Annotated in this window: 26 protein-coding genes and 1 tRNA gene; 12 read left to right on the forward strand and 15 right to left on the reverse strand. The window is 57.3% G+C overall.

Annotation, left to right across the window (positions count from 1 at the left end):
• Positions 1-233: 233 nt before the first annotated feature.
• From ACVWYY_RS06030 to ACVWYY_RS06040, 3 genes are all read right to left on the reverse strand, one after another.
• Positions 234-1,112 carry a hypothetical protein gene (locus tag ACVWYY_RS06030; RefSeq protein WP_457403300.1) on the reverse strand — a complete coding sequence of 293 codons (879 nt, stop codon included), beginning with the start codon at positions 1,110-1,112 and terminating at the stop codon, positions 234-236.
• Between the two features lie 44 nt (positions 1,113-1,156).
• Complete coding sequence (locus ACVWYY_RS06035; RefSeq protein ID WP_457403302.1) at positions 1,157-2,125, reverse strand: CobW family GTP-binding protein; 969 nt, start codon at positions 2,123-2,125, stop codon at positions 1,157-1,159.
• Positions 2,126-2,703: 578 nt separating this feature from the next.
• Positions 2,704-3,129 carry a VOC family protein gene (locus tag ACVWYY_RS06040; RefSeq protein ID WP_457403304.1) on the reverse strand — a complete coding sequence of 142 codons (426 nt, stop codon included), beginning with the start codon at positions 3,127-3,129 and terminating at the stop codon, positions 2,704-2,706.
• A gap of 195 nt (positions 3,130-3,324) precedes the next feature.
• Between ACVWYY_RS06040 and topA the strand changes: the two genes are divergently transcribed.
• The gene (gene topA / locus ACVWYY_RS06045) at positions 3,325-6,120 is read left to right on the forward strand and encodes a type I DNA topoisomerase (RefSeq protein ID WP_457403306.1); all 2,796 of its coding nucleotides are present in this window, start codon (positions 3,325-3,327) and stop codon (positions 6,118-6,120) included.
• Between the two features lie 93 nt (positions 6,121-6,213).
• Here the strand turns inward: topA and ACVWYY_RS06050 are convergent, their stop codons facing one another.
• From ACVWYY_RS06050 to grxD, 6 genes are all read right to left on the reverse strand, one after another.
• Entirely contained in the window at positions 6,214-6,381 is a 168-nt protein-coding gene (locus ACVWYY_RS06050; protein WP_457403307.1) for a hypothetical protein, read from the reverse strand.
• Between the two features lie 37 nt (positions 6,382-6,418).
• Positions 6,419-7,588, reverse strand: a complete 1,170-nt coding sequence (locus ACVWYY_RS06055; protein WP_457439867.1) for a SpoIID/LytB domain-containing protein — start codon at positions 7,586-7,588, stop codon at positions 6,419-6,421.
• Positions 7,589-7,630: 42 nt separating this feature from the next.
• A complete protein-coding gene (locus ACVWYY_RS06060) occupies positions 7,631-9,187 on the reverse strand; it encodes a B12-binding domain-containing radical SAM protein (RefSeq protein ID WP_457403309.1) in 1,557 nt (518 codons plus the stop codon).
• Positions 9,188-9,514: 327 nt separating this feature from the next.
• Positions 9,515-9,871 carry a phage holin family protein gene (locus ACVWYY_RS06065; protein ID WP_457439869.1) on the reverse strand — a complete coding sequence of 119 codons (357 nt, stop codon included), beginning with the start codon at positions 9,869-9,871 and terminating at the stop codon, positions 9,515-9,517.
• A gap of 44 nt (positions 9,872-9,915) precedes the next feature.
• Complete coding sequence (locus tag ACVWYY_RS06070) at positions 9,916-10,206, reverse strand: BolA family protein (RefSeq protein WP_414329320.1); 291 nt, start codon at positions 10,204-10,206, stop codon at positions 9,916-9,918.
• Positions 10,207-10,235: 29 nt separating this feature from the next.
• Positions 10,236-10,577, reverse strand: a complete 342-nt coding sequence (grxD, locus tag ACVWYY_RS06075) for a Grx4 family monothiol glutaredoxin (protein WP_011433932.1) — start codon at positions 10,575-10,577, stop codon at positions 10,236-10,238.
• Positions 10,578-11,027: 450 nt separating this feature from the next.
• Here grxD and arsB point away from each other — a divergent pair, with 450 nt between their 5' ends.
• Positions 11,028-12,038, forward strand: coding sequence for an ACR3 family arsenite efflux transporter (arsB, locus tag ACVWYY_RS06080; protein ID WP_457439871.1), 1,011 nt, complete (start codon positions 11,028-11,030; stop codon positions 12,036-12,038).
• 300 nt (positions 12,039-12,338) lie between these two features.
• Here the strand turns inward: arsB and tilS are convergent, their stop codons facing one another.
• On the reverse strand, positions 12,339-13,322 hold the full coding sequence (gene tilS / locus ACVWYY_RS06085) for a tRNA lysidine(34) synthetase TilS (protein ID WP_457439873.1): 984 nt from the start codon (positions 13,320-13,322) through the stop codon (positions 12,339-12,341).
• Positions 13,323-13,375: 53 nt separating this feature from the next.
• Positions 13,376-14,527, reverse strand: coding sequence for a heat-inducible transcriptional repressor HrcA (hrcA, locus tag ACVWYY_RS06090; RefSeq protein ID WP_414344420.1), 1,152 nt, complete (start codon positions 14,525-14,527; stop codon positions 13,376-13,378).
• Between the two features lie 427 nt (positions 14,528-14,954).
• On the opposite strand from hrcA, the gene ACVWYY_RS06095 reads away from it, so the two are divergent.
• The 3 genes from ACVWYY_RS06095 to ACVWYY_RS06105 all read left to right on the forward strand — a co-directional run bounded on the left by ACVWYY_RS06095 (position 14,955) and on the right by ACVWYY_RS06105 (position 16,414).
• Positions 14,955-15,257 (forward strand): urease subunit gamma, encoded by a 303-nt coding sequence (locus ACVWYY_RS06095; protein ID WP_011433938.1) that lies wholly within the window; start codon positions 14,955-14,957, stop codon positions 15,255-15,257.
• Between the two features lie 49 nt (positions 15,258-15,306).
• Positions 15,307-15,735 (forward strand): urease subunit beta, encoded by a 429-nt coding sequence (locus ACVWYY_RS06100; protein ID WP_457439875.1) that lies wholly within the window; start codon positions 15,307-15,309, stop codon positions 15,733-15,735.
• A gap of 424 nt (positions 15,736-16,159) precedes the next feature.
• Positions 16,160-16,414: a hypothetical protein gene (locus ACVWYY_RS06105; RefSeq protein ID WP_011433939.1), complete on the forward strand. Its 255-nt coding sequence runs from the start codon at positions 16,160-16,162 to the stop codon at positions 16,412-16,414.
• 95 nt (positions 16,415-16,509) lie between these two features.
• Here ACVWYY_RS06105 and ACVWYY_RS06110 read toward each other — a convergent pair whose 3' ends face one another.
• Complete coding sequence (locus ACVWYY_RS06110; protein ID WP_457439877.1) at positions 16,510-18,945, reverse strand: endonuclease MutS2; 2,436 nt, start codon at positions 18,943-18,945, stop codon at positions 16,510-16,512.
• A 7-nt stretch (positions 18,946-18,952) separates the two neighbouring features.
• Positions 18,953-19,123, reverse strand: a complete 171-nt coding sequence (locus ACVWYY_RS06115) for a hypothetical protein (protein WP_187147233.1) — start codon at positions 19,121-19,123, stop codon at positions 18,953-18,955.
• A 295-nt stretch (positions 19,124-19,418) separates the two neighbouring features.
• Here ACVWYY_RS06115 and ACVWYY_RS06120 point away from each other — a divergent pair, with 295 nt between their 5' ends.
• From ACVWYY_RS06120 to ACVWYY_RS06145, 6 genes are all read left to right on the forward strand, one after another.
• Complete coding sequence (locus ACVWYY_RS06120; protein WP_414331905.1) at positions 19,419-19,823, forward strand: NIL domain-containing protein; 405 nt, start codon at positions 19,419-19,421, stop codon at positions 19,821-19,823.
• 112 nt (positions 19,824-19,935) lie between these two features.
• On the forward strand, positions 19,936-20,157 hold the full coding sequence (ndhL, locus tag ACVWYY_RS06125; RefSeq protein ID WP_414331907.1) for an NAD(P)H-quinone oxidoreductase subunit L: 222 nt from the start codon (positions 19,936-19,938) through the stop codon (positions 20,155-20,157).
• A 28-nt stretch (positions 20,158-20,185) separates the two neighbouring features.
• Positions 20,186-20,521, forward strand: a complete 336-nt coding sequence (locus ACVWYY_RS06130; protein WP_414391043.1) for a DUF3007 family protein — start codon at positions 20,186-20,188, stop codon at positions 20,519-20,521.
• Positions 20,522-20,787: 266 nt separating this feature from the next.
• Positions 20,788-21,354: a response regulator gene (locus ACVWYY_RS06135; protein WP_457439879.1), complete on the forward strand. Its 567-nt coding sequence runs from the start codon at positions 20,788-20,790 to the stop codon at positions 21,352-21,354.
• Positions 21,355-21,627: 273 nt separating this feature from the next.
• On the forward strand, positions 21,628-22,551 hold the full coding sequence (locus ACVWYY_RS06140) for an NAD(+) kinase (RefSeq protein ID WP_011433945.1): 924 nt from the start codon (positions 21,628-21,630) through the stop codon (positions 22,549-22,551).
• Positions 22,552-22,641: 90 nt separating this feature from the next.
• Positions 22,642-22,722, forward strand: a tRNA-Leu gene (locus ACVWYY_RS06145).
• A 76-nt stretch (positions 22,723-22,798) separates the two neighbouring features.
• Here the strand turns inward: ACVWYY_RS06145 and ACVWYY_RS06150 are convergent.
• Together ACVWYY_RS06150 and ACVWYY_RS06155 are read right to left on the reverse strand one after the other, a co-directional pair.
• Complete coding sequence (locus tag ACVWYY_RS06150) at positions 22,799-23,290, reverse strand: pentapeptide repeat-containing protein (RefSeq protein WP_041436730.1); 492 nt, start codon at positions 23,288-23,290, stop codon at positions 22,799-22,801.
• Positions 23,291-23,457: 167 nt separating this feature from the next.
• On the reverse strand, positions 23,458-23,754 hold the full coding sequence (locus tag ACVWYY_RS06155) for a hypothetical protein (RefSeq protein ID WP_457439881.1): 297 nt from the start codon (positions 23,752-23,754) through the stop codon (positions 23,458-23,460).
• A gap of 265 nt (positions 23,755-24,019) precedes the next feature.
• Here ACVWYY_RS06155 and lptB point away from each other — a divergent pair, with 265 nt between their 5' ends.
• Positions 24,020-24,748, forward strand: coding sequence for an LPS export ABC transporter ATP-binding protein (lptB, locus tag ACVWYY_RS06160; protein WP_011433949.1), 729 nt, complete (start codon positions 24,020-24,022; stop codon positions 24,746-24,748).
• The last annotated feature ends 8 nt before the right edge of the window (positions 24,749-24,756 follow it).

Below are 24,756 nucleotides of genomic sequence, written 5' to 3' on the forward strand. Positions count from 1 at the left end.
GGAGCGCTTTGCATCAGCATGAGTGCGGAAGTATGTCACGGCATGAGCCTTTGGTTCCATCAGTGTGAGTGGGGAGCTGAGGAGCGATCCATAAGCCCGTGGGGGCGGGGGCAGTCCAAATGTCCGAAGAGACGGGTACTGCTGCTGTGGCGAAGTAGGCCGACGGCGCTCACGCAGGGCTGCAAACCTGCGCCAGTAACGGGAATCCCCCGCTCCTGAGCTTGAGGAGATGGTCAAAGACTGTAGATCTGCCCATCCATGAGCAGATGGGTGATGCCTTTCTTTTGCAGTTGGGTGCGCACAATCTCCAGGATGTAGCCGGGAAACTGGATCACCCGGTAGGGCGGGTAGGTGTTGCTGCCCCGACGGCTCATTTCGGAAAAGCGACGGGCCACCTTGTGGTTGTCGAAAATGGGCAGCGTATTGGCGTTGTCGATCCCTTCGATGGGCAGGGATCCCGAGCCAAAGAATTCTTTGAGAGGGCGGGTGGTCAGTTCTTGGTAGCGGTCAACAACGACATAGCAGGTTTCCGGTAGGGTGAGCTCTTCCAGGGGTAATACCTGAATTTGATAGCTGGGATCGGTGAGGGGATCCTCTTCTGGCCCATCTTCATCTTCTAGGAGATAGTCAGGGTCGTCCTCATCTTCGTCCTCGTCTTCAAGGTCACGGTCTTCTTCGGTCTCTTCCTCCACATCCTCCAGATCTTCCCGAAGCCCAGCCGCCAACGGCAGTTCTTCTGGGGGCAGTTTTGGCAGAGACTCTGTTCCAGCGGTGTTATCCTCGCCTTCCTCGTTTGCGTTCGGCTCTGCGGGGGGCTCCGGCAAGGGACATGGAGAAGGCAACTCCGGCTCCAGCGGCAAAATCTGCTGCTCTGGGGCTGGGATCCCGCCAACAACAGCTTTTTCCCCCATGTCTTTGCGGCGGGCAGCCGAGCGTTTGAGATGGATCAACCGCTGATACTCATCGGCAGCGATATTTTCCTTCAACACGCGGGTGATGGTGGTGATGCTCACCTGAAATTGCTCCGCCAATTCGACGGCGGTCGCTGCTGAGCCGCGGTAGGCGCTAACAATTTGCTGTTGTTCTTGCTCTGAAAGTTTGCTGCGAGCCATCCCAGGTCACCCAATCCAAAAACCGAAAAAACTGAAGAGGATCCTTAGCCAGCGGCGGTTGCCCCACACACCCGGCTGAGGCCGGCAGCCAGCTGTTCCGGCTCCAGCCCTTTGCCAATCAACACAATTTTGGACAAGCGGGGCTCATCGGGATCCCAGTCCCGTTCCAGAAAAAGGGTTTGCCGCTGGCCCACCTGATGAAAGATAACCCGCTGCGGCTCATCCACAACCCACAGCACCCCCTTGGCGCGAAAAAGGGTCTCGGGCATGTCTTGTAGCCAATCGCGAAAAGCCGCCAAATCCAGCGGCTGCTGCAGTTGAAAGCTCACCGATTGGATCCCGTCTTCCTCGAGGTGATGGCTATGGTGGGCCTCAGTCTCTGCATTGGGGAGCCTGGGATCCCACAATTCCGGACGAAAGGCATGCACATCCAAGATGCGGGCCAAGGGCACCTGGGCATGGGTGGTGAGCAGGCAAGGGGCATCGGGGTTGTAGCGGCGCAGATCCAGAAGGATCCGCTCTCGTTCGGCTTCGCCGATTAAGTCCACCTTGTTGAGCAACACAATGTCGGCACTGCTGATCTGGTGGGCAGCAGTTTGCGAGCGCCGGAAATTCTGCCAGTATTCGGCCCCATCCACCAACGTCACCACACCATCCAGGCGCAACTCCTCATGAAAAGTCCTCTGCACAAATAGCTCCGTCACCTGCCTGGGATCCGCTACCCCACTGGTTTCCACCACCAGGTAATCCAACGCCTGGGCACGCTGCAGCAGCTCTCGGGCTGCCTGTTCAAAATCTTCTCGCACCGTGCAACAAAGGCAACCATTGCTGAGCTGCATCAGCCCCTCTTCGGGCAGATTGATCAGCTCTCCATCGATGGAAATTTCGCCAAACTCGTTGAGGATCACTCCAATGCGCAACCCATGCTCCTCCTCCAAGATGCGCTTGAGTAGGGTAGTCTTACCACTGCCCAAAAAGCCCGTCAAGAGGGTAACCGGAAGCTGAGTTTTCATTGCCAATTCGGTCTACAACCAACAAATCCTCTCTAGTTCCCCACAGGCTCTACCAAGAAAACTGGGTTTAAAGCCCCGCCCTTCCAGGGCAGCTTTGTACTACTTTATACGTTTGTTATAGTTATATGTGTTTGTTAGCAGGGGCAGGGTAGTCAACTGCTCTCGCCTACGGCGGCGCGGAGCGCTATAAAAACCCGACAGTCTCGCGACTGGATCCAACCTAAACTAAATAGGTTTTAGTGCTATCGCAGAACCAGGAACCAGAATCCCTTTCCTTCGGGCAGGGGGGATATCAACAGCTTAGCCTTAGACTTACAGTCATTTCGATTCAAACTAGGACACTTTGCCCACACCTAAACCGTTGGTCGCGTCGTCGCGTCAGCGTTGCGAAGCAATATAGGGGGCCAGAAGGCTTTTCTCAGTAGCTCAGGTTCCCCATCTTAACCTGAAACAACCATAACCATAATTTTGGATTCCACCCAATGGCAAGTCCAACAGAAGGATCGGCAGCTCAGCAAACGTCGGCGCCACTTCTCTGGGTGAAAGCCTCAACCACTCCCCTTGCCGAATGCAGACTGCTAACCCCGTTCGGATTTTGGGGATCCCTGTAGGCGGAGCAACTCGATGGGTAGGCCATCGGGATCGGCAATGAAGGCCACCTCGTAGATTTGATTGCCGATTTGCTGCTGCTGGGGCGGGAGCAGCAGGGTGAACGGCACTTGCGCCTGCAGATGCTCCAAATAAGCGGCCAAGGATTCCCATGCAGGCTCGATCTCCAAAGCGGGATGGTAGTAGCCCACATAGTGGGGATCCCCAAAGGGATCCGGGGCAGGCCGGGGATCCGGCACCTGCATCAGCTCTAAGCGCCCCCAGGGACCACGCATCCAGCAGGCCAGCGTGATCCCGGCAGTAAAGCGTTCTTCCACCGCAAAGCCCAGCCCCTCGTAAAAAGCGATGGAGCGGAAGATATCGGCGGTGCGAATGGAAAAATGGTGTAGTTTCATCGTCCTGCAAAGCAGCCAGATGGGGCCAGACCGCTCGGATCATCGCCGATGACGGCTGGTCAAGCGCAGGTAGACTTGCTACGCTCCAGAAAAGTAGGCTGTCTATCTTAAGCACCTCTTGCAGTGTATGCTGGCCCGCCCAATCCTTGGGGCGGGAAATGCGACAACCTAAGCCGATTGCTGCCAACCTCAATTATGCCTAAGCTGGTCATTGTCGAATCTCCCACCAAAGCCCGTACCATCCGTGGATTCTTGCCCGCAGGGTACGAAGTTCAGGCCTCGATGGGACATGTGCGGGATCTCCCCGATTCGGCATCTGAAATTCCAGAAGAATTGAAAGGAGAAGAGTGGAGCCGCCTGGGGGTCAATGTCCACGCCGACTTCGAGCCCCTCTACGTCATCCCCAAGGACAAAAGAAAGGTGGTCAAGGAGCTGAAGGAAGCGCTCAAGAAGGCGGACGAGCTGATCCTGGCCACCGACGAAGACCGCGAAGGGGAAAGCATTAGCTGGCACTTGCAGCAGGTGCTGCAACCCAAAGTGCCCACCCGCCGCATGGTGTTCCACGAGATTACCCGCGAGGCCATTCAGGAGGCGCTGCAAAACTGCCGTGAGGTGGATGAACAACTGGTGCGTGCCCAGGAGACCCGCCGCATCTTGGATCGCCTGGTGGGCTATACCCTGTCGCCGCTGCTGTGGAAAAAAATTGCCCCCAAACTCTCGGCAGGGCGGGTGCAGTCGGTGGCGGTCAAGCTTTTGGTGGATCGAGAGCGGGAGCGGCGCGCCTTCAGAAAAGCCTCCTACTGGGATCTCAAAGCGGAGCTGCAGCCCAAAACGACCGTCGCCGGCCAGCAGGCTGTCTTTCCAGCAGAGCTGGTGAGCTTGGGTGGCAAACGCCTGGCCAATGGGCAAGACTTCGATCCCAGCACCGGCCAGCTCATTGCCGGGCGGGATGTGGTGTTGTTGGATCAGGCCCAGGCCGAGGCCCTGCGGGATCGCTTGCTGGGAAAAGCCTGGATCGTCAGCTCTGTGGAAGAGCGCCCCTCCACCCGCAAACCTGCCCCTCCCTTTACCACCTCCACCCTGCAGCAGGAGGCCAACCGCAAGCTGCACCTGTCGGCCCAGCAGACGATGCGCATTGCCCAAAAGCTCTACGAAGAGGGCTACATCACCTACATGCGCACCGATTCGGTCCACCTGTCGGAGCAGGCCATCCGCGCTGCCCGCGCCTGCGTGGAGTCGATGTACGGCAGAGAATATCTCAGCCCCGAGCCCCGTCAGTACACCACCAAAACCAAAGGGGCGCAAGAAGCCCACGAGGCCATTCGTCCTGCTGGATCAGAGTTTCGCCTGCCCAGCCAAACCCCCCTCTCCGGCCAGGAGCTGGCCCTCTACGACCTGATCTGGAAGCGCACCGTCGCCAGCCAAATGGCTGAGGCGCGGCAGACCCACACCATCGTACTCATCGCCGTAGACGATGCGGTGTTCCGGGCCAGCGGCAAGCGCATCGATTTTCCCGGCTTTTTCCGCGCCTATGTGGAGGGATCCGACGACCCCGATGCTGCCCTAGAGGATCGGGAGGTGCATCTGCCCCTGTTGCGGCAGGGGGATCCCCTCCGCTGCCAGAAGCTGGAACCCGTTGCCCACGAAACCCAGCCTCCAGCCCGATATACGGAAGCCTCCTTGGTCAAGGTGTTGGAAAGTGAGGGCATTGGCCGCCCCAGCACCTACGCCACCATCTTGAATACGATCATGAGCCGTGGCTACGTCAGGCCGATGGGGAATGCCCTCGTGCCCACCTACACGGCTTTTGCAGTCACCGAGCTACTGGAAAAATACTTTCCCAACCTGGTGAATACCCGCTTCACCGCCGAGATGGAGCAAACGCTGGACGACATTGCTTCTGGACAGGCGGAGTGGCTGCCCTATCTGCGCCATTTCTTCTTGGGCGAGCAGGGTCTCGAGGGACAGGTGAAGGCGCGCGAGCTGGAAATTGATTCCGGCCTGGCCCGCTCCATCCATCTGGAGAACCTGCCTGTCAAGATCGGCATTGGCCCCTATGGCCCCTATGTAGCAGTTGAAACTGAGTCTGGAGAGGTGCGCGCCAACTTGCCGGAGGATATTCCCCCCGCCGATCTGAGCGCAGAACACATTGCGGAGCTAATCCAGCGGAAGCAGGAAGGCCCCAAGCCCATTGCCTTTCACCCGGAAACCCAAGAGCCCATCTACGTGATCCCGCAGGGCCCCTATGGCCCCTATGTGCAGTTGGGGGAAGTTTCTGAGGACAACAAAAAACCCAAGCGCACCTCCCTGCCCAAAGGGTTGAAACCGGATCAGGTCACGCCAGAGATTGCCTTGGGGTTGCTGAGCTTGCCTCGCACCTTGGGGGAACACCCGGAATCGGGGAAAAAGGTGCAGGCCGGTATTGGCCGCTTCGGCCCCTACGTAGTCTGTGATGGCGATTTTCGCTCTCTGCCCGCCGAGGAGGATGTGCTGACCATCAGCCTGGAGCGGGCGCTGGAGCTGCTGGCCCAGCCCAAGAAAAGCCGTGGGCGCGCCTCGGCCAAGCCCTTGCGGGAGCTGGGATCCCATCCTGAGGATGGCGAGCCGGTTCATCTGCACGACGGCCCCTATGGGCTGTATGTCAAACATGGCAAGGTCAATGCCTCTTTGCCCAAAGGGATCCCTGCCGAAGCGGTTACCCTGGAAATGGCCCTGCAGGTGCTGGCTGAAAAAGAAGTCTCTTCTGCAGAGGTCAAGGGGAAAAGCCGCTCGACCGGCAAAGCGGGCTCCTCGGTCAGTAAAACCCAAGCCAAAACTGCCTCCAGCAGCCCTACAGCCCAGCCGGCTGGAGATGCTGTGCCGCAGAAGCGGCGTAAAGCACAAACCACTTCCACCGGCGGCGGGATGGCCAAAGAGCCGCAAGCGAATGGGTCAGCCCAGGTGGGATCCCGTCCCACCATTGTGAAGATCACCCCCAAAGCCCCCGCCTGAGGTCAGCTTCTTGGGGTGCGATGGCCCAAGGTCGCCTGCTCAAGGTGGCTTAGGGGTTAGCCATGTAACAGTTTTGCTGACGACACAACTGCTTCAAGGGCCGCAAGCAGCGGCCACAGCGGCTTCCCGATTGGCAATGCAACCCATTGCTTCTGCAAACGGCAAGGGATCCTGCTGCTGGCGCTTGAGAATCTGGGCATGTTCCAGCTCACTGCAGTAGCAGTAGGCAGGATGGCGACGATGGGGGTGTGCAAGGGACACGGGAGTAAATGAGAGTTGGAGTCGGGGCCAACAGCCTTCAGCTCAACGTTATCACCTGGGTGCCGGGGAAGTAGTGATTGAGGATTTGCGGCGCTGTGTAGCCCTGCTCGGCCAAGCCGCGGGATCCCCACTGACACAGTCCCACCCCATGCCCGGCTCCGCGATAGGTAAAAAGGTACACTTCCTGCTGGCCGGCCTTTGGCTGGAGACGTTCCCATGTGAAGCGGTTGCTGGGGAGGATCCCCCAACCCAGGGTTTGGCCAAGGCGCAGCACAAACTCTTGGCCAGTCAACAGTTGGGATCCAACGCGGATGCGCAGGGGGCGACCCCAGGGATCCGACTGCACAATCTCCAGATCGCCGTTGCCGAAGGCTGGCTCCAACTCCCGTCGGCTGAGCCGGACGCTGTGAGGGCCATAGAAGGGAGAGGCGCGACACCCGTCACAGATCACCCCTTGTAGGTAGGGGCGGGCGGGTGGGGCAAAAATATCCTGATTGGCGCTGGTGTGGCCCCCACAGGTGGAGTGAAACAGAACCTCTATCGGCTGGCCGGCATGGGTTAGGATCTGCCCTCGGGTTGCCCGCACCGCAGCAGTGGTCGCCGCCGTCTCATAGGCCAGGCCACCATAGAACTGGTGGGCGGTGGAGTCTTGCAATGGCCTTATCGGGGCAGAGGGCCATTCTCTTCTGGGGCCGGGGTGCAGATGGGGAATGGCCAAAGTGCGGGCCAAGATGGCTTGCGCCTGCAAGGCGGCGGCTGGCCAATCGGCAGGCATTTCGCTGGGCACCAAAGCCAGCAGATAGTCTTCCAACTTGACCCAGTTCACCAGATGCAGGCGACCTGAACCCTCCGGGCAAATCTGTACCCAACCCCGATAGCGACGCTCCTCCCCTGCGAAGCGGCGCAGGGCTCCCCCCTGTAGCCAAAGGGATCCCTGGTAGCGACGAGGCTGTCCCGGCCCGGTCAGAAGGAGCTCTTGGCGGCGAACCTGTAACTTCCAGGTGCCTGTTGGAAAAGGCTGCTGATTTAAAACAAAAGGGCCCATCAGCTCCAACTCGACCAAGGGATCCGCACTCCAGCGGCTGAACAGCTCCACGGCCAGCCAATCTCCGCGCCCGGACGTTTGGGCCTGCCGAGAGCCTCCCCAAACAGCCCACAGGGATCCCAGCACCATCGCCCCCAACTGTCGTCGCCGCATAGGCCCCATCCGGGCATCCTCTATCGATAGACCATTCCCCCAGAAATACTGTCAAGATGAGCTGGCCAGCAAAGGATCGTATCCCAGTTGCTGGGTAAGCCGGGCGCGGGCCAATTCCCGATATTCCCAAAAGTGTTCTCCTGCAGCGCAGAGGCCCAAATATAGGTTCAGCAGGCTCGGTTTCTGTCGCCAAATCGTCCATAGCTGCCGCCAAAATTGGGCGCGGATTTCGGGATGAAGGATCCCTTGCCGCCAGATGAGTTGTAGAAGCAGATGGATCCCTTTGCGAAGGGGCAGCTTCATCATTTGCCGCCGGCCATCTTTGATGCCGATATTCAGGCATTGTTGCAGGCAGCGAGACAAATATCGTGCAGGATCATACAGTTTCCAAAAACTTTCCAGATACTCTCGGGCAATCTCCGATAGAGAACGGGTGGGAATGAAATTCATCAGCGTATTTTGATCGCCGAACTCAGTCACGCCGATCCCTTCCAGCAAACGTTCCTCCTTCTTCAAGCGATTCCAGAGTTGCGTGTTTGGCAAAGCCTGTAAAATGCCTAACATCGGCTGAGGAATACCGGTTTGCTCGACAAAAGCCTGAATGCGCTCCCCTGCTCCTGGCCGCTCTCCATCAAAGCCCAGAATAAACCCAGCATAGATCAGCAGTCCGGCCTCGTTGATCTTGCGACAGGCCTCCACCAAAGGGTGACGGGTATTTTGTAGCTTTTGAGTCATCTGTAAGCTGTCTTGGTCTGGGGTCTCAATGCCCAAAAAGACAGCATAGAAACCCGCCTCTACCATTAACCTCATCAGTTCTTCATCTTCGGCCAGGTTGACTGAAGCCTCTGTCATAAAGGTAAATGGATAGTTGCGCTTCTGGCTCCAGGGGATCAGCTCTCGTAAAAATCGCTTGACGTTGCGCTGATTGCCGATAAAATTGTCATCCACTACAAATACCGAACCCCGCCAGCCCAAGTCATAGAGGGCCTGTAGCTCAGCTAGCACTTGACTTGGCTCTTTGGTTCTTGGCTTGCGTCCGTAAAGAGAGATGATATCGCAAAACTCGCAATTGAAGGGGCAACCTCGTGAAAACTGGACTGACATCATGAAGTATTGATCCATGGGCAGCAGATCAAACCTTGGCAAAGGACTTTGGGTTACATCCGGTTTTTCCGCAGCCCGAAAAATGCCCGACTCTTGCCCAGCTTCTAGAGCCTTGACAAAGGCCGGTATGGTCACTTCCCCTTCATCCAAAACCAAATAGTGAGCACCAGATTCCAGGGCATCCTGTGGCACAGAAGTTGGATAGGGTCCGCCCACCGCTACTTTTTTGCCCAACTGCACCGCTTTGCGAATGAGGGCGTGGAAATCCTGCTTCTGCACCAACATGGCTGACAAGATCACCAGATCGCACCACTGCCAATCGGCTTCTGTTTCATCAGCTACATTGCGATCCACAAAGCGAATCTCCCAGTGTTGGGGCAGCAAAGCAGCAACGGTGATCAAGCCCAGAGGTGGCATTAGCGCTTTTAGCCCCACCATCTCAATGGTGCGATTGTAAGACCAGAATGATTGAGGAAAACGCGGATAGAGCAGCAATGCCTTCATACCGACCAGCTCCTGAGTTGCAGATCGACCAACTTGATCCCCTACTGGTTTCCTATCGATTTGCTAGGCTTAGATAAAGCAGCCACAGATCAAACGCCTGCTCGCAATATCCTGCTGATGTTAGCCATTGGCAGATCTTGTGCAGGCTATCTGTGGAGAATCCTATGGTTCTGCGGCAAAAACTTAGCGGGCAGGGCCAATGGAGTAAAGCTTATCGGGATCCCTTAAAGTTGGTTTTGGTTATCGTCGGGCTGAGTGTTGACGTTCCCCTAGCGTACCCTCTGCAATCTTGAACCAAACCCTGCCCTCTCACGGCTGGGGACGAAGTCAGTTCGGCGCACCTTGCTCAAAAACCTGCTGAACCAAGCCGCTGACGATGGAAAGTACAATTGCGCCGATAAACGCCCAGCCGAAATTATCGATGTTGAAAGCATTCCCGGCCAGCTTATCGGCAATGGCTAGACAAATGCCGTTCAAAATCAGCCAAAACAAACCCAGGGTAAGAACCGTAATCGGCAGGGTGATCATCCGGAGAATCGGCCTAACCAAACCATTGACCAGACCAATGGCCAGAGCCGCCACCAAAGCCCCGCCAAACCCGGAGACGTGGATCCCGGGCAAAAGCCAAGCCAGGATCATTACACTCAAGGCTGACATCAGCCAGGTGGCCAAAAGAGTTGCCATGCTCCCTCCTCTGCCCTGATGGGGCCGCGATTTTGCCCTCTATGCTAGCTGATCTCCTCAGGGATCCCTTGCGCAGAAACCTCTTCAGGGCTGTAAGTTTGCAGGGCCAAAGCATGAATGCTCCGCCCCATGTGTTCCGCCAGAGCGGCATACACCAGGCGATGTCGCTGTAGGGTCGTTTTGCCGACAAACGAAGGCGACACTACTTGAACTCGGTAGTGCCCTCCTGTCCCGCCCCCGTGGCCGATGTGAAGGTGGGACTCATCCTCCACCTGCACATGAAGAGCCTGCAGCTTCTCCATCAGGTGCTGCCGAAGGTAGTCGGGGGTAAGCATGGCAACCCCTCTGGATGAGATGGGATCCCTTAAGATTGAGCCGTGGCCTTAGCAAAGGCTGCCTCGACCAGCGGACGCAGCTCGTTGCGGGCGTGCATCTCTTGGATGATGTCGCAACCGCCCACAAACTCCCCATCAATATAAATCTGCGGGATAGTAGGCCAGTTGGAAAACTCTTTAATCCCCTGGCGGATCTCAGGATCCTCGAGTACGTTAATCGCCGTGTAGGGGAAGCCCAAACTATCCAGCACACGAACGGCGGCATAGGAAAACCCACATTGGGGCATTTCCGGGGTGCCCTTCATGTAGATGAGCACCTTGTGGGTGCGGATTTGCTCACGGATTTTCTCTTCCAAAAGGGGATCCAGCATGGTGTTCAGCCACTATAGCGACAACAGTCGATAGGCAAACTGGCATCCTATCGAGATCTCATTTTCGTCTACTTTTAACATGCTCGACACTTTTCCCACGGTTGGGCCGAGAGATTCTCTCATAGACTCTGTTCTACGGACGCCACCAGCAAGCCCCATTGCCCAGGGCTGGCCCAAGCCCCCAACCTATCCAGGCAGCGACCCCAGGATCCATGTTAATTTCTACACCAACATGGTTAGCGACAGGGTCGGCGACAAACCTCAAACCCTGATTCTTCCGTTGACCCGGTCGATCCCGCTCTGGGCAAGGGTTTCAGGCCCCTCGGCGGAGAAAAACAAGGGGAAATTGCAGCCGAAAACAAGACCTCTGGGCAAGGGTTATAATGGGGGGGAGTCGCTTCCCTTCGGGGAAGTGGAATTAATGGAAACGCTGTAATTAAATTTCAACCCATGAAGTTTTTTGAAAAATACCTTACCGTTTGGGTCTCGCTATGCATTGCTGCAGGCATTGGTCTTGGGAAAATACTGGGGAATTCTGTTTCGGTGCTTGAAAGCTGGCAGATATATACCATCAACATTCCGGTAGCGGTGTTGGTTTGGATGATGATCTACCCGATGATGGTACAGGTTGATTTTTCATCGATAGGCGGTGTTTCAAAAAATTGGAAAGGGCTGGCGCTGACAGTTACTGTAAACTGGCTGATCAAACCTTTCACCATGGCATTGTTTGGATGGATTTTCTTTAAAAATCTGTATGCTACCTGGATCACTCCGGAAGATGCAGACCAGTACCTGGCAGGCGCCATTCTGCTGGGTGCCGCACCCTGCACAGCCATGGTTTTTGTGTGGAGTTATTTGGTAAAAGGCGATGCCAATTATACGTTAATACAAGTTTCAGTCAACGATCTTATTCTGCCGGTTGCATTTGTACCCATTGTAAAATGGCTGCTGGGAGTAACCAACATACAGATACCGTATGAAGTACTGATTACTTCGGTGGTTGTTTTTGTTGTTATACCGCTAACTACGGGCTATCTGACCAATCGGATATTGCCTCAACGAAAAGGAAAGGATTGGTTTGAACAAAAATTTCTTCCGGCACTTCGTCCTGTTTCCATACTAGCATTGCTTTCAACCCTGGTTTTACTCTTTGCCTTTCAGGGCGAACACATACTGGATCATCCATACACCATTTTGTTGATAGCCATACCACTGACCATTCAAACCTACTTCATATTTTTTATAACCTGGCTGGGTGGAAAATTGCTCCGTTTATCACATCCGGTTTGTGCACCGGCTGCGATGATTGGTGCCAGTAATTTTTTTGAACTCGCAGTTGCCGTGGCCATATCACTTTTTGGTCTTAATTCAGGTGCGTCGTTAGCCACGGTGGTTGGTGTACTCATAGAAGTACCCATCATGTTATCGTTGGTAGCCATCGCTAACAGTTGGAGGTATTAAATAAATCCAGATAAGTAACATTTCCCCATCCACTTCGCAATTGGAATCTGATTCTGGCGGCGGTTTGAGAAGCATACGGGCTTAAATCTATTGTCTTGATTGTCTTGATTGTCTTGGTTGCCCATTGTGATGGGGTAGGTACAAATGCAGTGGTCATATCAGGTGCTGTAGCCAATGGACTCGGGCCTGTATTATTACCATAAGATGCTAATCGTATCCAAGTATTGCCACAATCAGTGGTGATACTTACTATTAATGAATCAGTCGCTTCCCTTCGGGGAAGTGGAATTAATGGAAAAATTAATGGAAACAAACCAAGTGATCCCCTTTCACTTCCAGCCAGTGCCCACCTGGATAATCGGGGCTACGGCTGCCTCGGTCTGCTTTTAAGAGCTGGATCCCGGCTTCTACCTGGTCAAAGGTGGGGTGGTGGGGCAGCACCAAAGACAAAAATTGAAACATCACCTGCCGCTGCAGAGCCAAGGGGGCAGCCCGCAAGGGATCCCGTCGCAGCCCTGGCAAAGCGGGCTCATACACCTGCTGCCATAGCTGAGCTGCTTGGGCTACCACCAGCTCATGTTCTGCTTGGAGCAGCGTGGCAGCCCGATTCAGGGCCGCTTCCAGTTGCGGATTAAAGTGCTGCTTCAAGTAGGGCATCACCTCCAGGCGGAGACGGTTGCGGCAATGGGCCAGATCTTGGTTGCTGCGATCCGGCCAGACCGGCAATTGGTGCTGCTGGCAAAATTGTTCGGTTTCCCAACGGTATAGACCCAGCAGGGGTCGCACCATCTGGGCAGAGGTGGGATCCCGGTCGTCCAGGCGACGCTGCCAATCTAGGCTGCTCAGCCCGGCGGCTCCTGTCCCTCGCAGCAAGTTCCATAAAAATGTCTCGGCCCGGTCGCTGGCCGTATGCCCCATCACCACGGCGCTGCAGTCCCAGGTGCGGGCCCATTTCTCCAGTTGTTGGTAGCGCCAAGCCCTGGCCCCTGCTTCGTCTCGGCGGATGGGATCCGCAGTCTCAACAGCATGAGGCAGTCCCTGCTGCTGCAGCCACCCCTGCAAAAAGCGGGCACACTCCGTTTCATCTGCCGACCAGCGGTGATCGCAATGCAAAACGAAGAGCTGCCAGCCCCAGCGAGGCTGCAAATCCCGCAAGATCTGGAGCAGGCAAAAAGAATCTTGCCCGCCCGAAAAAGCCACCAGCAGCCGCTGGCCAGGGTGAAGAAGTTGCCGCTGCCGAATGGCGCACTGTACCCGCAGGTGGAGAGGAGAGAGCCTGGCCACAGCTTGCTATTGCTCAGGTGCAACCCAGACCCTGCCTGCCTTCATGGGATCCCTTAGGCAAGAGCTCGGGTCAGATGAGAGGCCACCGCCTGCACAGCAGCAATGCTGCGCTCGTAGGCCATTCGGGTCGGCCCCAGCAAGGTGACCGTACCCAGAGGAGCTGAGCGACGGTGGTAAGTGGAGGCGATAACCGTACAGTGGTGCAGAGACTCCAGTGGATTCTCGCTGCCAATGTAGATGATCACCGGGGTCTTGCGGGCAGACTGTCCCGACTCCTGATCCATCTCCGTTGAGCTCGGCAGAGAGGGCAAACCCCCATCGGCAAAATGGAGCCCAATCATCCCCTGAAGTTGCTTGGCTCCCTCCTCGATCAACTGCATCACTGCCTGCACCTGCCGGGCCTGGGAAAACTCCGGCTGACGCATCAACTCGGCCATACCGGCACTGAACACCTGCCCCAGAGAGGGCTGTAGACAGCGTTGCACCACCGAGCGCAGCAGTTGCTGGAGCCAATGGCCGTAGGTACGAAATTCTTCATCCAGTTTCAGCCAGCTCAGATCCTGCAACTCGGCAAAGGTTTTGCCCCGCAGCTTCAGGGTGAGAAAGTTGCTGAGCAATTGCAATTCATCTTCCAAATCCTCTCGGGAGTCGCTGGGCCAGTCGGGGGGGCTGACCAGAGCTGAATGGGTTTGATAGGAGTCGGTTACCACCAACACCATCACCCGCCCTGGCGCTACCGACACCAACTGCACATGATGAATGGCTACCACCGGCCCCTGAGGAGGAGTGATGAGAGCAATGCAACCGCTCAGATGGGCCAAAAGCTGAGCTACCCTTTGCAGGAGGCTGTCTAGGTCGTCTCCCAGCTCACGGCCAAGCTGATCCATCAACTGTTGCAGAGCGGGATGGGGATCCGGCTGAGGAGCATCGTGGGGGATCCCACCGCTGTTGGCAGAGGTCAACAAATCGTTGACATAAACCCGATAGCCAAAGTCGGAAGGAACCCGTCCGGCGGAGGTGTGAGGCTGAAACAGCAATCCCACTTGCTCAAGGGTGGCCAAGTCGTTGCGAATGGTGGCCGTGCTCACCCCAAAGTTATAGGACTGGGCCAAGGTTTTGGAACCGACAGGTTCAGCTGTAGCAATGTAGCTACGCACTGTCGCCCAGAGAATCTTCCGCTGGCGGGGAGTCAGTTCGAGTTTCATAGCCGATCAAAAGAACCCAGTCAACGCCTATCAAAGAAAACTGTTAATACAGAGCCGGTAAATTGCTCCAGGATAAACCAACTCAGAGCTGAGATAGGAATCCAGACAGACTTTTACATCTTCTAATCTATATGCATCTATTGTTACTCTTTATATAGCGGGTTGCCTAGGAAGGAAGCTGCAAAACCCGATGTCGGAAGAGGTTGAGACTGCTGCTTGTGCAGGAGAGAGTGAAATCTCTTGTAGCCTGGGCTCCCCTTTTTTGCCCAGAGGTGGTAGAAGATGAACTACGGCTAGCCACCTTGTTGCGTAGCAACAGTCCGCTGCGCCAAGACTGGGGATTTCTGCGCATGAGTTCGGTCAACTCTAGGCCAACTGGGCCTGCTGCTGTCCTCTTTGTATCCTTTTTTATCTTTGAGGTTGCCCCATGTACTTATCCCCCCAGGAGAAAGACAAGTTGTTGATCTACCTGGCTGCCCAGTTGGCTCGGGATCGGCGGCAGCGGGGCCTCAAACTCAATTACCCTGAGGCGGTGGCCTACTTGAGCGCAGCAGTCTTGGAAGGGGCGCGGGAGGGGAAAACAGTCGCCCAATTGATGAGCGAGGGGCTGACGTGGCTGACCCGCGAGGACGTGATGCCCGGGATCCCAGAGATGATCCCGGAAATTCAAGTGGAGGCTACTTTCCCCGACGGAACCAAGCTGGTTACCCTACACCACCCCATTCGCTAGGGATCCCCCAGATGCTCCAAAGACCGAAAAACTTCAGGAGGTTGTCCCCATGCCCTCTGGCCGCAAATCCAAAACCACGCCTGGCGCCAACGCGGAGCCAGCCCTAATCCCAGGGGAACTGTTGCTGGCAGAGGATCCCATCCAAGCCAACGTCGGACGGGCCACCGTGACCCTGGAGGTTACCAACCGAGGGGATCGGCCCATTCAGGTGGGATCCCATTTTCACTTTTTTGAGGTGAACCGAGCCCTGGTTTTCGATCGCGCCGCCAGCTTTGGCATGCGCCTCAACATCCCTTCCGGCAACGCAGTGCGTTTTGAGCCAGGGCAAACCCATCGGGTAACGCTGGTGGCTTTGGGGGGCAAGGGGTTGGTGCATGGCTTCAATCGGCTCACGGAGGGTACGGTACGCTCTGCCGCCCAAAAGCGGCTGGCCCTGGCCCGATTGCAGGAGTGGATGAGTCAAGCAGCCAATCCCTAGGGAGTACCGCCCCCCCCAAGTGTGCAGCTTTGGGCAGCGGTGTCAAGGCTCAACCCCATCCCCGTCTCTGCTCAGATTCAGGACAGTAGGGCTATCCTATTTCTGATACATTTACGCTGAACACTGCTGAACATCACTGTTCAACTATGCAGCGATAGCATTCTGTTTGTTTCCATTCGCGTTAGCGGGACGGAGTCCAAACAGAATGGCGGTATCCCGCAAAGCTTTGAGTAGAATACCCAAAGCGCAGTTTCCGTGTCGTCTTACTACCAATTTTCTGCTTTGCTTTGGCTACCATGTTGGCAGACTCGAAAGTAAACAGAAAGATCAACTGGTAGTAATCCGTACTGAACATATTATACATTACTTTCAGTATAGTTGAGCTTATTATTGACTAGAGTCATGCTCCTCTAGGAGCTGACAGATGTCAGAGCGCGAGACTGTCTTGTGGATGTGGGTGCAAGGCTTGGGGCTAAATCTTTCTGGGTTGGCGCTGTTGGCAGCAGCAGGCGCCGCCTTTGGGCCTCTCAGTTGGACAGGTGCAACGGTGGCGGTGATGTTGAAGCTCATTGGGGATAGCCAACTGGTGCGGGGCTACTGGCTCTGGCAAAGCCAGCGGCAACAGAAGGGATCCCAGCCCGTCAGCTCAGCAGCGGCAGTGCTCCACAGTCAAGCTTGAGACATTGCCCGGCACTTGTCCGGTCTCCGACTCGAGAATGCCAACGCGACCACCCCTACTCCCTTCTGGCACTGGCAAGCCTCACTGTACAAGCCTCACTGTAAATGAGCCACAGTCACTCCAGTACCGCCGTCTTCGGGATCAGCGGCTGAAAAACGCTGAACGCGCGGGTGATTTTGGAGATAAGCCTGGACGCCGGCTTTCAGGCGCCCTGTGCCGTGGCCGTGGATGATCCAAACCGGGCCGGGAGGAGCTTGGGCAAAGTGCTGTTCCAGAATGGCCTCAGCATCAGCAACGGTTTTCCCCCTCAGATCGAGGGTGTTCTGGCTGGTGCGCAGGTTCAGGGGAGCGGTGGCTGCAGGGGAGGGAGGTGGGGCTTTGGGGCGTTGGCGTTGCTTGGCCTGGTGTTCATCGATGGGATCCAACTGTCCCCGTGGCACTGTGAATTTGAGGATGCCGCTGCGCACTACATATACATCTCCTTCGATGGCGATCACCTCTCCCGTCTGCCCCAAGCCTCTCAGCCGCACCCGATCTCCCACCTCTGGCACAAACTCCATATCCACGGGCGGCGGTGGGGGAGAGTAGCGCTGCTGGATTTGCGCCAGCTCGGCAGTAATGCGTTGGGGATCCTCTCCCTGCTGCAATTTGCGGATGGCGGCAGCCACTTCCTGACGGGCAGCAGCCAACAGGGCTTGCAGTTCTTGGTTTTGCTTCTGCTCCAGCCGGGCTTCTCGCTCGGCGATTTGGCGGCTGCGCTGCTGCATTTGTTGATGTAGGCTCTCCAGCTCTCGATGCAGGGATCCCACCTGGGCCGCCCGCTCTTCCAATTGAGCCCGCTGCGCTTCCAGGCCGGCAATGACCCTATCCACCTGGCTTTCCCCTTGCAGGTGCCGCTGGGCCCGCCGCAGAATCTCTGGATCCAACTGCAGCCGTTGGGCAATGGCCAAGGCGTTGGAGCGGCCTGGGATCCCCCACAAGAGGCGATAGGTGGGGGCCAGGGTGACCTCGTCGAACTCCACCGAGGCATTTTCAAAGCCGGGATGTTGGTATTTCAGGGCCTTTAGCTCGCCGTAGTGGGTGGTAGCCAGGGTGAGCAGTGCCCTTTCCGAGAGGTACTCCAATAGCCCAGCCGCCAGGGCAGCTCCTTCGGTGGGATCCGTGCCCGCCCCCACCTCATCCAACAGGACAAGGGCCGGCTCCGGAGCAGACTGCAGGGCCTGCACGATGCGGCTGATGCGGCGGATGTGCCCCGAAAAGGTGGAGAGATTTTGTTGCAGCGACTGCTCGTCCCCAATGTCGGCGTAAACCCCGTCGAACCAAGGCAGCTGGGGCGGATCCTGAGCCGGCAGGAAGATCCCCGCCTTGGCCATGAGCACCAACAGCCCCAGGGTTTTCAAGGCAACGGTTTTGCCGCCGGTGTTGGGGCCGGTGATAACCACGACACGAATGGAGTCCGCGAGGGTGAAGTCGATGGGGACAACGGCAGAGCCTTGACCCTCCGAAGGGGCAGCGGCGCGGGACTGCCAGAGCAGCAGGGGGTGCTTGGCCTGACGCAGGCGCAATCCTGCCGAGACAAACTGGGGACGATTGCCCTCCAGCCAGAGGCTGTAGCGACCCCGAGCCAGAGCCACATCCAACCCCACCATCACCCCCTGCAGATGCTCCAGATCGGTGGCCACGGCTGCCACCTGAGCCGAGAGCGCGGCCAAGATCCGCTCTTCCTCCGCCTGAATCTGAGCTTGGGTTTCTCGCCAGCGGTTGCCCAGTTCCACCACAGCGTAGGGCTCCACATAGAGGGTGGCTCCACTGGCAGAGCTGTCGTGCACAAGGCCGCGGATGAGATCCCGATGGGTGGCCTTGATCATCAGGACAAACCGTCCCTGCCGCTGGCCAATCAGGGTATCCTGCAGCGCCTGGGGATACTGGCTCATCAATTGTTGCAGCTGCTCTTGGATCTGGCTGCGTTGCCGCCGCTGCTGCTGGCGCAGATCCGCAAGGGTAGGGCTGGCGCTGTCCCGCACCTCACCATGCTCCTCCAGGCAGCGGAAGATCTCCTGCTCCAGCTCCGGGTAGGTGCGCAGGTTGCTCACCCAGGCCTGCAGGTGGGGCAGATGGTCATGATCATCGATCAGGCGGCGGATGCGGCGGGCTGCCCCCAGAGTTGTAGCGATCTGCACCAGCTCTTCCCCGCTCAGGATCCCCCCCCGTTCGGCCCGTTCCAAAGCCGGCAGCAAGTTGTGGATCCCTGCCATGGAAAGGCCCCCCGCCTGTGTGCGATCGAGGCGGATCGCCTCTTCCGTCTGCTCAAGGTAGGCTTCGCTGTCGGCGCGGCTCTGCCAGGGATCCAGCTCCAAGCAGGCGCGGCGGCCCAAGGGTGTGGCCGCAAAGGTGGCCAAGTGCTGACAAAGGCGGGGCCACTCCAGCAATTCCAAGGTTTCTTGCCGTTCGCCTTGGGAGGCCGTAGGCCTTGGGGAGGGATCGGGCTTGGAGAAGACTGGCAGCGGGTGCAAGGTGGGGACAGTGGGCATTAACCATTCAGCGATGCAAAGAACCCTGGAGACGCAGTTGCTTCATCTCTTGCAAAAACTGCTGTTGATACTTGAGGAAGGCAGTGTGCCACTCGCGGAAGCGACGTTCGCCATCCCGCACCAGCATCTGGCGGTACTGCTCTGAGTTGAGGCGGGGCTGAGCAAAAGATGGGTTCATAGGGATCGGGGACGCTCTCCATCCTATTGTGGCAGGCTCTGGGTCGGCTTCCACAGATAGCTTTTGGTGAGAGGGGCACGCTGATAATGGCGCCGTTGTCTCACGCGCTGCCTCTGGTGATCTTCCCAAGAAGCTGAGCTCACCGAAAAACTGGGTTCAAAGCCCCGCCCTACCGCTGTGGGGTTCGCCTTGGGTGTCCTGTGGAGGGTGGAAGTGAGCTGCATTCACGGCCAAACTGAACCTCACAAGCCTGCCATACTGAAGGAAGTTGCTGCACTCAAAACACTCAAGATCCGTGCGCAAACGAGTCACCCTCATTTTCCCCCGCCATTTGGTGAATGTGCCTCTCACCTATCGGTTGGCCAAAGACTTCGATGTGGCTGCCAATATCGTGCGCGCCAGGGTAGCCCCCAACGAAGTGGGTACTTTGGTGGTGGAGCTGTCGGGGGATATCGACCAGGTGGAAGCAGGATTGGAATGGGTACAGTCTTTGGGCATTGAGGTGACTGAACGGGCCAAGGAAATTCAAATCGACCCAGACTTGTGCGTGGACTGTGGATTGTGTACGGGAGTTTGCCCAACCGAGGCCCTGAAGATTTCTGCTCCCAGCTGGAAGCTGGAGTTCTCTCGCAACCGCTGCGTCATGTGCGAACAGTGCGTACCCACCTGCCCCGTTGGGGCGATCAGCACCAGCTTGTAGTCAGTTGGCCGAGTTACCGACTTCCTTCAGCCGACAAATCTCTTCACAATGCCGTTAACAATGCTGTTAGACTTGCTGGACACAGGTCAAATAGCTGCGGAGCGCACTCGACATGGCTTCTACTACATCGTTGATTGGGTTAACTTATGCCGGTTTGGCTGTTCTCTATTTGCTGGTGCTGCCTCTGTTGTCTCTGCTGTACGTGGACAAACGCTGGACTTCAGGCAGTGCTTGGGAAAAGGTGCTGATGTTTTTCTTGGTCTTGTTTTTCTTTCCCGGCATGGTGCTCTTGGCTCCCTTCATGACGTTTCGGCCCAAGCCTCGGTCGCTGTAAGGTCAGCCGTTTGTCGATCCACTGAGCCATGCGCAGATTGGACGTTCTTGGCATAGGCTTGGCCCTGCTGCTGGGGGGAGGGATCCTCTACGGCCTGCTGCTTTGGGCGGGCTTGGATACGGGGGCCGCGCAGCAGATATCGAGCGTGGTGCTTCTATTGGCCTGCTTGGGGTGGACTTTTGGCTACCTGAAGCGGGTGCTGCGTGGGGAAATGACCCTGAAGGCTCAATGGGCCAGCTTCGAGACCCAGCAGATTCAAGAGAGGCTCCGCTCCCTCTCCCCAGAAGAGTTGCAGGCCCTGCAAGCTGAATTGGAAAGTGAGAAAGAAGGGATCCCGGATTGGGTTGAGCAGGAGAAACATTGAGGCCATTGGACAGGCCGCACCCAGAAATTGGCTGTCGGCTGCTGGGGATCCAGGTTTAAGGGTATGGAGCGTCGGGCTTAAACCGCAACACTTGTATATCTGTATATCCGGTTACCATTTGCTTCCCCTAAGAATGCTACATTACGCCCCGCACAAGATTCTGGCGTACGACGGATTATTAAGTGGTGCAAGCCTTTGCCTTTCCTTCTACTCGCATATCTCCATCCACTGTGAGAAAAACCATACTGCTAGCTCAGGGCCAGCCCTTGCAATCTCATCTCTGGCAGTTGGGGCTGGAGTCTCAGGGGCACTCTGTGGTGCCGATTTCCCCACGTGAAGATCTGCTAGAGGCGGCAACAAGCCAGCCGCTGGATCTGATGGTGGTGGACATGACGACGGGGCTGTTTAACCCCTATGCCTTTTGTCGAGAGTGCCAAAGTAAGCTGCCCAACATCCCTGTTATCCTGACTCATCACCCCCGCCGCCACATCGAGCCTGCAGAGCGGCGCTGGGCAATTTATCAGGGGGCAGCAGATGTGATCCCTGGCTTGGCGGAGGCCGGCGACCTTCTCCACTCCCTCGAACGGATTTACGAGGCTGCCAGGTGGTTTTTGCCTATTGACACGGAGGCGCTCCACAGGGCTCTGAAGCAAGCGGGCTTATGGCCGGCGGAGGTCAGCCGTACATCTTCTTCCACCCCTCCCCCGCAGCCGAGCGCCCACTCTCCCACCGCCCCTCCACAACCCATCACCGCGGAAGGGGATCCAGGGCAAAAAGACTTGACCCCGCAGGTGAAGTACCGACTGATGTACCGGGGTCGCCCTGTCGATTGAGGTACTCGTTCCAACCTGCCGTCACTCGTTTTTCCTCGTAGCTTCTCGTAGCTTCTTGCCCTGCCAGGGTTAAGCTGCCGATTGGCAACGAGCAGGATGCAATCGCTGCAGCCCCGGGCAGCAGTGTATGGCCTCGCCGTGCAAGCTACCCGTCTTGTTCAGCGTCAATGTATCAGCGAAGTCTGCTGGCAGAAATTGTGGAATGGATCACCTGGCCAGCAGAGGGGCCTGCAGAACTGATAGAGTTTTGGCACCTCTGCCTTCCCATTGCCCATGACCAAGCCCAAAGCCGGGATCCTCTACAACGACGCCAAACCCGCCGCCAAACGCAGCAGCGAAACCCTAGCCCGCTGGTTTCAGGAGCAGGGCTGGGAAGTCTGTGTGGCCCCCAACTGGGGCGGTATCCTCGGTTATGCCAAGCCCGACAGCCCCATCTGCCTGACCAAAGTAGATAGCCTGGCCCCGGCTGGATTTGATCAAACCATGAAGTTTGCGGTGGTGTTGGGGGGAGATGGCACCGTCCTGGCAGCAGCACGGCAACTGGCCCCCAAAGGGATCCCCTTGTTGGCGGTGAATACGGGCCATCTGGGCTTTCTGACGGAGACCTACCTTCCTCACCTAGAAGAGGCAGCCAGTGCCGCCATTGCCGGGGAATACACCCTGGATCGCCGCAGCATGTTGCTGGTGCAAGCCTACCGAGGGCAAGAATTGCGCTGGGAGGTCTTGAGCTTAAACGAGATGGTGTTGCACCGCGAGCCTTTGACCAGCATGTGCCACTTCGAGATCACCATCGGGGATCACTCACCTCTGGATGTGGCTGCCGACGGAGTCATCTTGGCTACTCCCACCGGCTCGACGGCCTATGCCCTCTCGGCGGGTGGGCCGGTGATCACACCGGGGGTGCCGGTTTTGCAGCTGATTCCCATCTGCCCCCATTCCATGGCGTCGCGGGCCTTGGTCTTCCCCGATTCGGAGGAGGTATGGATTAGCCCCGTTACCCCTCAGCCACTGGTTTTGGTGGTAGATGGAAATGCCGGCTGCTACATCATGCCGGAAGACCAGATTCGGGTGGTACGTGCCCCCTATTGGACAGATTTGATGCGCCTGCGCCGACCGGAATTTTTCCGGGTTATGCGAGAGAAGTTGGGGTGGGGACTGCCCCACGCTTCCAAGCCCACGTCGGTGGAGTTGCCTTAACTTTGCCGAGGCAGGACAAGCCATAGCTGCAAAATGGCCAATGCCCTTAACAACTCCACCCCTCTGTCGCTATGATGGTTAGGCTCGGAAGCGGATGTGGCGGAATTGGTATACGCGCACGTTTGAGGGGCGTGTGGCTTTGCCTTGCGAGTTCGAGTCTCGCCATCCGCATTACGCAATTAGTACGCGTTATTCATTAGTCCCTCTCCCAGAGAGGGAGAGGGGAAGCTGGCTTCGGCCTTTGGCACTATTCCCGAACGGCACCCTGCAGGCGTGCGCCCCAGGTGCGAGCAAAGCGCAGGTCAGCCCCAACCAGGTTGGCGTCGCGTAGATCGGCCCCCCGCAAGTCGGCGCCGTACAGGGATGCAGAAGAGAGATCGGCCCCCCGCAGGTTGGCCCCCCGCAAGTCTGCCCCCTCCAGGTAAGCGCCACTCAGGTTGGCTCCCCCCAATTGAGCCCGCCGCAAATTGGCCCCCACCAGGTAAGACTGGCTGAGATCGGCGCCCGTCAAGATGGTGCGCTCCAGATTGGCCTCGATGAGATCGGAACCGCTGAAATTGGCCTCCGCCAAATCCAGATTGCTCAGCTCAATGGATCCCAGGCGGCAGTTGGGACAGGTGCGGGAAGCCATGAGGTAGCGCATAAAACAAGAGTTGTAGGTTGTGGCTGCGGCAGAGGAAGCCAAGGCTGCCGTGGCCAGTAGTGCCCAAATGGCGGGAACTTTGAGATTGAGGTTCATGGTTACCAAGCCTCACAATTTTGAAGGTTTACGTGAAGGGACACAGCAGAGGGGGATGGTTCTGCGCTGGTCACATGATAGTGGCATCTTCTGGCTTCGGCCACTCCGCAGGTCTGTCTGGCCCACCTGATAGCAGGCTCTCTCAGGGCGGGATGACGTTTGGAGTCCTATCGTCCCGAAGCTGCCGGGCCGTTGCCAACACTGGGAAGGGGTGGATCTTTGAGCAGCGGCTGCACCCAATGCCAAGACAGTTGCCCCAACCCCACCAAAACCCCGAGTATTGCCGAGGAAGTCAGGACGCGATCCCAGCGGATTTCCCGCCAGCCGGCAGGGCTGGTTGTTGGCCTTCTTGGGTTGAGTTTCTCGACAACAGGAAGCGGGCGATGGCGCAAAAAGTGCCCACAGCGACGACAGCGATAATCGGAGTTGGAGTTGAGCCAGTAGCAAGCTGGGCAGCGAAGCATGGGAAGGCCAGGGATCCCCTAGTGAAATGATCCCATTTTGAGGGGGGCGAGCAGTTGCCGTGAGCTATATGAGAACCCCATTAAGGATCCCTCCGGTTGGCTTGAGAGGGATCCACTTTGCCTACACTCCCCTGGATTGTGGGCGGGGTTTGGGGCATCTTTGAGGAAGTAGCCTGTGCGCTGCGGCAGCCGGGATCCCTGTCGGTTGGAGAGAATCAGCCCTACAGAATCAGTAAGCATTGATCAGCAGCCCTGTGCCGGCCCTATGCAGATCTACTTAGAAAACATCTGTAAGCGCTATGGCCGCCGTGAGGTGGTGAGCGACGTTAGCCTGAACATTCAGCAGGGGGAAATCGTGGGGCTCCTGGGCCCCAATGGGGCGGGGAAAACCACCACGTTCTACATCATGACTGGCCTGATCCAGCCCAACCGCGGCCATGTCTGGTTGGATGACCAAGACATCACCCACCTGCCCATGCATCGCCGGGCCCAATTGGGGATCGGCTACCTGGCCCAGGAGCCGAGTATTTTTCGTCGCCTCAGCATCCAAGACAACCTGCTGCTGATCATGGAGCAAACGGGGGTGCCTCGCCGCCTCTGGCAGCAGCGGCTCAACCAACTGCTGGAGGAGTTTCGCATCGCCCACGTGGCCCACAGCCTGGGCCTGCAGGTATCGGGGGGGGAGCGTCGCCGAGCGGAGATCGCCCGTGCCTTGGCCGCTGGGATCCACGGGCCGAAATTTCTGCTGCTGGATGAGCCCTTTGCGGGGGTGGATCCCATCGCGGTGGCGGATATTCAGGAGGTGGTGGCCAAGCTCAAGCAACGGGGCATCGGTGTTTTGATTACTGACCACAACGTGCGGGAGACGCTGGAGATCACCGACCGGGCCTATATCCTCAACGACGGGGCCATTTTGGCCAAGGGCACGGCGGCGGAGCTGGCGGCGGATCCCTTGGTGCGCAAGTATTACCTGGGGGAGAAGTTCCGTCTCTAGGGCAGCTC

Source organism: Thermostichus sp. MS-CIW-34 (assembly GCF_054060435.1).